The sequence below is a fragment of the Nocardioides pelophilus genome (genome assembly GCF_014180685.1).
Taxonomy (GTDB): Bacteria; Actinomycetota; Actinomycetes; order Propionibacteriales; family Nocardioidaceae; genus Nocardioides; species Nocardioides pelophilus.
Genome location: NZ_JACEHF010000154.1, coordinates 1 through 10,025 on the forward strand (window position 1 = coordinate 1; position 10,025 = coordinate 10,025).

Annotated in this window: 5 protein-coding genes and 1 pseudogene; 5 read left to right on the forward strand and 1 reads right to left on the reverse strand. The window is 73.8% G+C overall.

Features of this window, described 5'->3' with window-relative positions; genetic code table 11:
* The coding region (gene polA, locus H0488_RS18805; protein WP_183100770.1) for a DNA polymerase I at positions 1 to 1,621 on the forward strand (1,621 nt) is incomplete at its 5' end.
* A 20-nt stretch (positions 1,622 to 1,641) separates the two neighbouring features.
* On the opposite strand, the gene H0488_RS18810 is transcribed toward polA, so the two are convergent.
* Positions 1,642 to 2,937, reverse strand: a complete 1,296-nt coding sequence (locus H0488_RS18810; protein WP_183100771.1) for a lipopolysaccharide biosynthesis protein — start codon at positions 2,935 to 2,937, stop codon at positions 1,642 to 1,644.
* A 111-nt stretch (positions 2,938 to 3,048) separates the two neighbouring features.
* Between H0488_RS18810 and H0488_RS24320 the strand changes: the two are divergent.
* The 4 genes and pseudogenes from H0488_RS24320 to H0488_RS18825 form a co-directional block, all read left to right on the forward strand.
* Positions 3,049 to 4,458 (forward strand): annotated as a pseudogene (locus tag H0488_RS24320) (alpha-(1->3)-arabinofuranosyltransferase domain-containing protein); the annotation flags it as partial.
* Between the two features lie 145 nt (positions 4,459 to 4,603).
* Positions 4,604 to 7,198 (forward strand): alpha-(1->3)-arabinofuranosyltransferase domain-containing protein, encoded by a 2,595-nt coding sequence (locus H0488_RS18815; RefSeq protein ID WP_183100772.1) that lies wholly within the window; start codon positions 4,604 to 4,606, stop codon positions 7,196 to 7,198.
* Positions 7,199 to 7,228: 30 nt separating this feature from the next.
* Positions 7,229 to 8,992, forward strand: a complete 1,764-nt coding sequence (locus H0488_RS24775) for a hypothetical protein (RefSeq protein WP_183100773.1) — start codon at positions 7,229 to 7,231, stop codon at positions 8,990 to 8,992.
* Positions 8,989 to 10,025: MmpA family trehalose lipid delivery protein (locus H0488_RS18825; protein ID WP_512698542.1), on the forward strand; the 1,037-nt coding region annotated here is incomplete at its 3' end. The genes H0488_RS24775 and H0488_RS18825, both read left to right, overlap by 4 nt.

Sequence of the window (10,025 nt, forward strand, 5' to 3'; positions counted from 1 at the left end):
CGCCGACGGGCAGGCGGCGTACGTCGACGTGGCCGGCCTCGGCCCCGGCGACGAGGCGGCGCTGGCCGGCTGGCTGGCCGACCCGACCCGGCCGAAGGTCCTCCACGACGCGAAGGGCCCCGAGCTCGCCCTCGCCGCCCACGGCTGGGAGCTGGCCGGCGTGGTCAGCGACACCGCGCTGACGGCCTACCTCGCCCGCCCCGACCAGCGCTCCTACGACCTCGCCGACCTGACCCTGCGCTACCTCCGCCGCGAGCTCAAGGGCGAGGGCGACAGCGACCAGGGAGCGCTCTTCGACGACGGCGCTGCGGACGCGGCATCCACCGCGATGCTCTACGCCCGCGCGGTGATCGACCTGTCCTCCGCCCTCGAGGGTGAGCTGGAGCGGGCCGGCGGATCACGCCTGCTCACCGAGGTCGAGCTGCCGCTCGTCCACCTCCTGGCACGGATGGAGCAGACCGGCATCGCGGTCGACCTCGACCAGCTCACCGCGCTGGAGCAGCACTTCGGCGACGAGGTGCGCAACGCGGCCGACGAGGCGTTCGCCGTGATCGGCAAGGAGATCAACCTCGGCTCGCCCAAGCAGCTGCAGGTCGTGCTCTTCGACGAGCTCGGCATGCCGAAGACCAAACGCACCAAGACCGGCTACACCACCGACGCCGACGCGCTCCAGGGCCTCTACGCCAAGACCGAGCACCCGTTCCTCCTGCACCTGCTGCGCCACCGCGACGTGAGCCGCCTTCGCCAGACCATCGAGGGACTCCTCAAGACGGTCCAGCCCGACGGCCGGATCCACACCACGTTCAACCAGATGATCGCCGCCACCGGCCGGCTCTCGAGCACCGACCCCAACCTCCAGAACATCCCGGTCCGCACCGAGGAGGGGCGCCGGATCCGCGAGGGCTTCGTGGTCGGCCAGGGCTACGAGTCGTTGATGACGGCCGACTACAGCCAGATCGAGATGCGGATCATGGCTCACCTGTCCGAGGACAAGCTGCTGATCGAGGCGTTCAAGTCGGGCAGCGACTTCCACTCGATCACCGCCGCCCGGGTCTTCGACGTGCCGGCCGACGACGTCACGAGCGAGATGCGCGCGAAGATCAAGGCGATGAACTACGGGCTGGCCTACGGCCTGTCCGCGTTCGGCCTCTCCCAGCAGCTCGGCATCGAGCCGGGGGAGGCCCGCGGCCTGATGGACGAGTACTTCGAGACCTTCGGCGGCATCCGCGACTACCTCGCCGGCGTCGTCGAGGAGGCCCGGCGCACCGGGTTCACGGAGACCATCATGGGCCGCCGCCGCTACCTCCCCGACCTGACGAGCGACAACCGGATGCGTCGCGAGATGGCTGAGCGGATGGCGCTCAACGCGCCGATCCAGGGCTCGGCTGCCGACCTGATCAAGGTCGCGATGCTGCAGACCCAGCGAGCCATCGACGAGCAGGGCCTGCAGTCCCGGATGCTGCTGCAGGTCCACGACGAGCTCGTGTTCGAGGTGGCGCCGGGAGAGCGCGACGCCCTCGAGTCCGTCGTCCGCGAGCGGATGGGCGGGGCCGCCGATCTCGCCGTTCCGCTCGACGTGTCCGTCGGCACGGGCGCCAGCTGGCACGAGGCCGCGCACTAGCGGGAGCCCGCGCCCGCGGCCTACGCGGCCGTCTGCAGCGTCTCCGTGCCCCTCTTGCCGCGGAAGACCTGGAGCGCGACCAGGAGCACGACCACGACCACGTCGACGATCGCGACCGTGACGGCGAGCCCGGTCACCGAGGTGGCCAGGGCGCCGGCGGCGAGCATGGCGACCACGCCGAGGGTGACGAGGTACTTCGTCCAGCGGCCGCGCTTGGCCAGGCCCGCGTAGACGAGCAGCTGCAGCACCGAGAGCAGGCCGCCGAGGCAGGCGAAGAGCCACAGCTTGCTCTGCACGTCGGCGTACTCGTCGCCGCCGACGAAGACCAGCGCCAGGTCGCTGAGCAGGTAGGCGCCCGCGACGCAGGCGGCGCCGAGCCCGGTCAGGAACGCCAGGCCGCGCAGGACGGCGGCCCGGCTCTCGCCGGCGGTGGACATCGACGGGAACAGGATCACCACGGCGAACTGCGGCAGGAAGAGGACCGCCTTGGTGACGATCAGGCCGCCCGCGTAAAGGCCGGCCTGGTGGTCGTCGAGCACGTTGCGGGCGACGACGACGTCGAGGCTGGAGAGGGCCACGAAGGCGAGCAGGGCCAAGGAGCTGCCGGCAGTCTCGCGGCGCACGTCGCGACGGACGGCGCGGTCGTGCGCGGTGACGATCGCGTCGGCCCGGCGGCCGCGCAGCACCCACGTACCGATCAGGACCGGCAGCCAGGACGCGGCCAGTACGCCGACCATCGCGCTCGCCTCGGTGGCCGAGACCAGCAGGCAGCCGCCGCCCAGCAGCACGCGGGGCAGACCGACCGAGAGGTACATCATGCTCAGCGGCAGCCAGCGCCGCTCGCCCTGCAGCACCCCGGCCTGCCCGCCCATCACCGTCACCGGCACCACGCAGAGGCCGAGCAGGACCGCGGGCAGGAGCCCGTCGAGGCGGAGCAACCACCACACGGCCGGCGATGCGGCGACGGCCAGCGCGCCGAGCACGAGGGCGGCCCGCCACGTGGCGGTGAGCACGGTCTGCTCGATGGCCGCGACGTCCTCGGGGGCGGCGGCGATCCGCCGGGCGGCGGTGGCCTGGAGACCGAGCTGCACGACCGACAGCACCATCAGCAGCGCCATCATGCCCGCGACGGCGCCGTACTGGCTCGGCCCGAGCAGCCGGGCAGCAACCAGCTGGAACGCGTAGGTGCCGACGTTCATGGCCGCCATCGCGATCGCGATCCCGGCGCTGCTGCGGAGCAGCCGGAGCAGACGCGGACCGCCGGCCGACGGCGGGGAAGCGCCCCCGGGGCCTGCGCGGTCGACGGTGCTCGTCACGTGACGAGCGTAGACGTCCGAAGGTGGGCCGGACCAACCCGCCGTGGCCCCGGGTGAGTCGCCGGCAACCTGTCCCCGAATACAGTGACCTCCGCCACTGAGGAGGGGACGATGCGGGAGACGAGGGCGGCGTCGGCCACCGGGGCGGCCATCGCTTCGAGCCTGTACGCCGTCGTCACGGTCGTCATGCTCATCCAGCAACCCGGGGCGACGACGTACGACACCCGGGCCGAGCTCACCGAGCGTCCCGGCAGCTTCCTCTCGGGCGCCTTCACGCTGTGGCACCCGGAGGCGAACTTCGGTGAGTTCCAGAACCAGGCCTACGGCTACCTGTTCCCGCAGGGCACCTGGTTCGTCCTCGCCGACGCCCTCGGCTCACCGGCGTGGGTCAGCCAGCGGCTGTGGTCCGCGCTGCTGCTCATCGTCGCGTGCGAGGGCGCCCGCAGGGTCGCGCGAGCCGTCGGGCTCGACGACATCCCGGCGCTGCTCGCGGCCGTGGTGTTCGCGTTCTCGCCGCGACTGCTCGGCACCCTCGCCGTCCAGACGGGGGAGTCGCTCCCGGGCGCGGTGATGCCGTGGCTGGTGCTGGCGGTGGTACTGCACCTGCGCGGTCAGCTGTCGGCGGTGCGGACGGCGGTGCTCAGCGGTGTCGCGGTGGTCTGCATGGGCGGGGTCAACGCGGTCGAGACCGCGGGCAGCCTGCCGCTGGCGATGATCCTCGTGGTCTGGGGCGTCCGGCGGAGGCTGACGACGGCGCGCGCCGCGGCGGGCTGGTTCGCGGCGGTGTTCGCCGGCTGCCTGTGGTGGGCGCTGCCGCTGCTCGTGCTGGCCCGGTACGCGCCCCCGTTCTACGAGTACGTCGAGAGCGCACGGGACACGACCGCGCTCATCGGGTGGTCCGAGGCCGCGCGCGGGGACTCGTCCTGGATCGCCTACCTGGTCTCGTCCGACCAGCCCTGGTGGCCCGCGGCGTTCCACCTCGCGACCGACCCGGTGCTGGTGGCGGTCGCAGCCGTCGTGGCCGGAGTCGGGCTGGCCGGTCTCGCGCTGCTCGACAACGCGCTCAAGCGCCCGCTGATGCTCGCGGTGGTGGTCGGCCTCGGGTGCCTCACGGTGGCGCACGGCGGCGTCGGGGGAGCGCCGGCGGCCGACGCCGTGCGAAGCCTGCTCGACGGCGCGCTGCAGATCTTCCGCAACGTGCACAAGATCGACCCGATCGTGCGGCTCCCGCTCGCGATCGGGTTCGGCTGCGCGGTCGCCTACGGTGCCCGGCTCCTGGTCGAGAAGGCCCCGCGCGTTCACGACGCCGAGCGGCTGATCCTGCTCGCCCCGTTGCTCCTCGTCCTCGTGCTCGGGCGCCCCTACCTCCAGGGCGACGCCCGGACGCCGGGATGGGACGACATCCCGCCGCACTGGCAGGAGGCGCAGGCCTACCTGGCCGAGCACGCCCCCGGCGGCGTGGACGGCGGCCGGACGCTGGTCGTCCCCGGCTCGCGCTTCGCCCAGCACGGGTGGGGGTGGACGCTGGACGAGCCGCTCGCGATCCTGGGTGGGGCGCCCATGGTGAGCCGCAGCCAGGTGCCGCTGATCCCGGGGGAGTCGATCCGCTACCTCTCGGCGCTCGACCAGCTGATCGCGACCGGTCGCGATCCTGGGTGGGGCGCCCATGGTGAGCCGCAGCCAGGTGCCGCTGATCCCGGGGGAGTCGATCCGCTACCTCTCGGCGCTCGACCAGCTGATCGCGACCGGTCGCGCCACCGAGGCACTGGCCGGCCAGCTGGCACGCGCCGGCATCACGCACGTCGTGCTCCGGCGCGACCTGCTGCGCGCCTTGACGGGCTCTCCGCACCCCGGAGCGACCGCGGTCTCGCTCGCACGCGCCGGGCTCGAGCGGGTCGCCGGGTTCGGGCGCGCGATCGACGGCGCAGCGCAGGTCGAGGTGTTCGAGGTCACCGAGCGGCTCCCGACCCTGCGCGCGACGCCGGTGGACGACGTCGTCACCGTGCGCGGTGCGTCCGAGAGCGTGCTCGCGGTCGAGAGCGGCGGCCTGGTCGGACCGGACGTCCCGACCGTTCTCGAGGGGGAGCCCGGGTGGGACCGGCCGGCGACGGTCGTCACCGACAGCGACCAGCGCCGCGAGCGCGCGTTCGGCAACAACGACGAGTCGCTGTCGGCGGTGCTGACCGCCGACGAGCCGTGGCGGGTCGACCGCGCGGCGCACGACTTCCCCGGCGGCCCGGGCGACCAGACGGTCGCGAGGTACGACGGACTGACCTCGGTCACGGCGTCCTCCTCGCAGGGCTACGCCGACAACTACGGGCCGGTCCTCGTCCAGGCGGGCCCGGCCGCGGCGATCGACGGCGACATCGACACCCAGTGGGTCAGCTCGCTGGCCGGTGAGCCCGACGAGCAGTGGCTCCGCCTGGACTTCGACGCGCCGCGGCCGGTGGACCAGGTCACGATCACCCCGGTGGCCGACGACCCGGCCGTCGTGCCGATCCGGACGTTGGAGGTCGTCGCGGGGGCGCAGCGGGTGCGGGTCGAGGTCAACGCGTCCGGTGCTCCGGCGATCGTCGACCTCGACGGCAGTGAGGTCGGCTTCGTGGAGGTCCGGGTCGTCGCCGCCGCCACCGCCGACCGCGGCGCCCGGGTGGGGTTGCGTGAGGTGGCCGTCGACGGGCTGACACCGGACCGGACCCTCGTGCTCCCCGGTGAGATCCCGGCCTCGTCGTCCTGGGCCTTCAGCACCACACCCGGACGCCGCGCCTGCTTCATCGTGCTCGGCGCCCCCGACTGCGACGTCTCCCGGATCCGGGTGTCGGAGGAGAAGGCCGGCCTCGACCGCACCTTCACCCTCGACGGTGCCCAGGAGGTGACGCTGACCGGCCACGTCGTCGCGCGCAGCACCCGGGAGTCCGCGCGGCTGCTCGACCGGGTCGAGCGGCGGCCCCCGGTCACGGCGTCGTCCATCTACGGACTCGACCCGCGGGTCGCGCCGCGGTTCGCCTACGACGGCCAGCCGACGACGGCGTGGGTCTCCGACAACGGGGACATCTACCCGACGCTCACCTTCCGCTGGAAACGGCCGCGGACGATCACCGGGATCACGGTCGCTTCGGGCGCGCAGGGCCCCGTCGGCGCCGTGGTGACCGCGCAGGGCGAGACCCAGACCGTCGCCCTGGGTGGCGACACCGCGGTCGCGATCGAACCGGTGCAGACCCGCAGGCTGGCGGTCCGTTTCCTGAAGGCGCCGGGCACGCCGCACGTCGTGGTGCCCGAGATCCGGCTGACCGGGTGGGGCGTCACCCGGTCCCTGGACCCGGAGGTCCGGACGGGCGCGATCTGCGGGCTCGGCCCGCGGCTGTTCCTGGACGGCCGGGAGATCTCGACCCGGGTGACCGGGACGATGGCGGACGTCATCAACGGCAGTCCGCTCGCGCTGGAGGCTTGCGACGAGGAGACCGGCGACCCGGTCGAGGTCGACCTCGGGGAGGGGGAGCACCGGCTCCGAGCCGAGCCCACCGCCGACTTCGAGGTCATCGACCTGCTGGCCACCGTGGGGTCGGCGGCGTCGTCGCCCGACCAGCGGGAGGTGTCGATCGAGACGTGGGGCAGCACCCGCCGGACCGCCGTCGTCGACGCCGGCGAGGAGTCCCTGCTCTCGGTGCCGGAGAACTTCAACGACGGCTGGATCGCCGAGGTCGACGGCGAGGAGCTCACCCCGGTGCGGGTCGACGGCTGGCAGCAGGGCTGGCTGTTGCCGGCCGGCGAGGAGGTCACGGTCGAGCTGCGCTACCGACCGCAGACGACCTACGGCGTGATCCTCCCCGTCGGCCTGGCCGTGAGCGGTTCGCTCCTGCTCGTCGCGCTCGGGTTCGCCCTCGTCGGCCTCCTCCGCCGGGTCCGCGGCCGGTCGTCCGCGCCGCCGGAACCGGTCCCGTGGCCCGCTGCGGATCCGCCGGGGACGATCCTGTGCGCCGTCGCCGCGGGGGTCGGCCTGCTGCTGCTCGGGCCGGCCGCGACGGTCGGGCTCGTCGCCGGGGCGTTCGGTTCGGGGCGGTCGTCCCGACCGCGGATCGCCGTCGGCGGCGGCGTGCTGATCGCGCTGTCCGGTGTGCTCGACTCCCTGGGGCGTCCCGAGGCGCTCGAGGGGCCCGCCGACCTGGCAGCGGCGCTGGGCGTCGGCCTGCTGGCGGGCCTGGTGCTCGGGCTGCCGCGCTTGGGACGGCAGGCTCCCGGCCGGAGACGGGCGACGGCATGAGCAGGGCGACGGCATGAGCAGGGCGACGGCATGAGCAGGGCGATGGCGAGCTGGCGCGGCGCCCAGGGGGCGGCTGCCGTCGGCGTGATCGCGGTGATGCTGGCCGTTCGCGGCCGGCTGCTGGCCGGGTCCTACTTCAACCAGGACGACTTCTACATGACCGGGCGGGCGTACCGGTCCGACCTGACCTGGGACTACCTGTTCTCCGACTTCGCAGGGCACGTCAACCCGTTCCAGCAGCTGACGCTGTGGATCGTGGCCCACCACGCGCCCTACGACTGGCCGGTGATCGCCGCCGCGATCCTGGTCGTCAACCTCGCAGCCACCGTCCTGGCCTGGCTGATCCTGTCCCGGCTGCTGGGCGACTCCTGGTCCCGGCTGGTGCTGCTCGCGGTCTTCGCGTGGGCGCCGATCACGTTGGTGCCGACGCTGTGGTGGAGCGCGGCGATGTTCCTCTGGCCGCACGTGCTCTGCTCGCTCGCCGCGATCTGGTTGCTGGTGCGCTGGCGGCAGGGCGACGGTCGGGGCTGGGTCAACGGCGTCGGCATCGTGCTCGTGAGCGCGGTCGCCCTGCTGTGGCACGAGCGGGCGGTGCTGATCGCACCCCTGCTGTTCGGGGTCGCGGTCGCGCTCGCCGACGAGGCCAGCGGCTGGCGACGGCTGACGGCAGCGCTGAGCCGGTTCCGGTGGCTGTGGGTGGGGATCGTCGCCGCGGTGGTCGGGTTCCTCGTCGGTCACGGCATGCTCACCGACGTCGAGGGTGGCGGTGGCACCGCCCGCCAGCAGCTCGAGGTGTCGTGGTCGTTCGTCGGGAGGAGCGTGGTGCCCGGCCTGGTCGGTGGACCGTGGTCCGGCAAGACGTTGGGCGGCGCGGTGGTGCCGGCCACCTGGGTGACCGTGGTGAGCGTGGTGCTCGTGGTCGCGGTCGGAGCACTGCTGCTGTGGCGCGGCGGGCCGGCGCGCCGCTGGAGCCTCGCCGTCCTGGCCGGGTACGTCGCCGCGGACCTCGGGCTGCTGCTCGCCGGGCGGTCCGGCTTCGGTCAGATCATCGGGCTCGACCCGCGCTACTCCTCCGACACCCTCCACGCCGCAGTCGTGTGCATCGCGCTCTGCCTGCGTGGCGCACCCGCGTGGCCCAGGCCGGCCACTCGACGGGTGCGCCGCCTCGTCGTCGCAGGCCTGCTGGCGGCGTACGGCGTCGCCTCGGCGTTCGGTACGGCGCTGCTCGTGCCGCACTTCCAGAACAGGGAGGACCGCGACTTCGTCACCACCCTCCGCGACGACCTGGACGCCGACCCCACCCAGGTGATCTTCGACGGCACCGCCCCCGAGGAGCTGGTGCTGCCCCTGGTCGGCAGCGACAACCGCTACTCGGTGATCTTCGGGCCGCTGCCGGAGCTCCCGGTCTTCGACGAGCCGTCCCCCCGGCTCCGGGTCGTGGCGCCCGACGGTGACCTGCGACCGGTGGAGCTCGCCGGAGGGATCTCGAGCCTCGACGGCCCCGACGACGAGTGCGGCTATCCGGTCGCGAGCTCGGGGATCGACGTCGAGCTGGCCGCGCCGGTCGACGGACGGCTGGTGGTCCGGGTGCGGTACTACTCCGGGCAGGAGGCGACGGTCCGGGTGGGCGCCGGGGACTGGGAGGACTACTTCCTTGCCCGACGCGGACCCAACGAGGTGTGGCTGGTGCTGCCCGACCTCCCGGGCGAGGTCGCCGAGCTGGAGATGACCAGCGACGGGCGCGCCACCGTCTGCGTCACCGACGTCGCGGCCGGTCTCCCGGAGCTGCCGTGAGCCGGCCGAGCCGCGGGACCGTCGTCGACCTGGTCTGGAGCGCGGGGCTCGGTCTCGCGGTCTTCGGGCCGCTGCTGGTCGGGCCGGGGTACTGGCTGTTCGGCGACATGGTGTTCGTGCCCGAGCAGCCGTGGAAGTCGGCCTGGCTCGGCCTCGACGGCTCGTTGCCGCGGGCGGTGCCGATGGATGCCCTCCTCTCGGTGGTGACCCAGGTCGTGCCGGGCAGCTGGGTCCAGCGCGGGCTGCTGGTCGGGGGCTTCCTGCTCGGGGGCCTCGGCATCGGCAAGGCCCTCCGCGACCACGCGTGGTACGCCCGGGCAGCGGCGATCACCCTGCTGCTGTGGAACCCCTGGGTCTACGAGCGGCTGCTCATCGGACAGTGGGCCATCCTGCTCGGCTACCTCGCCCTCCCGTGGGTCGTGCTGGCAGCGCGGCGGCTGCGCGCCGATCCGCGCCGCGGCTGGGCCGAGCCCGCCGTCGCGGTGACGACCGCGGCGATCTGCAGCCCCTCGAGCGGAGTGATGGCGGTCGCGGTGCTCGCCGTCCTGGGGATCACCCGGGACCGGCGCACCTGGGTGGTCACCGCCCTCGTCGGCGTGGTCGCCAATCTGACCTGGGTGGTCCCGGCGGTCACCGCCGACACGGTCCGGGTGTCGGCGGACGGTGTCTTCGCCGGCTTCGCAGCGCGGGCGGAGTCCGGCGCCGGCCTGGTGGCGAGCCTGGCGTCGCTCGGAGGCATCTGGAAGACCTCGATCCTGCCCGAGGCCCGCACCAGCGCGGTCCTGGTCGCGCTCTCGTGCCTGCTCACGGTCGCTGCGGTCGCCGGTCTGCGCCGCGCCGCGCGCGAGCATCCGGGGGAGTGGCCCAGGCTGGCCGCGCTCGGACTCGGCGCGCTGGTCGTCGCGGCCGCACCGGCGCTGCCCGGCGGCGCCGAGGCGCTGGAGGAGCTGGCCGGCCGCCTGCCGGGCCTGGCGCTGCTGCGCGACTCCCACCGGTTCCTCGCTCCCCTCGGCGTGGTGCTCGCGATCGGCGC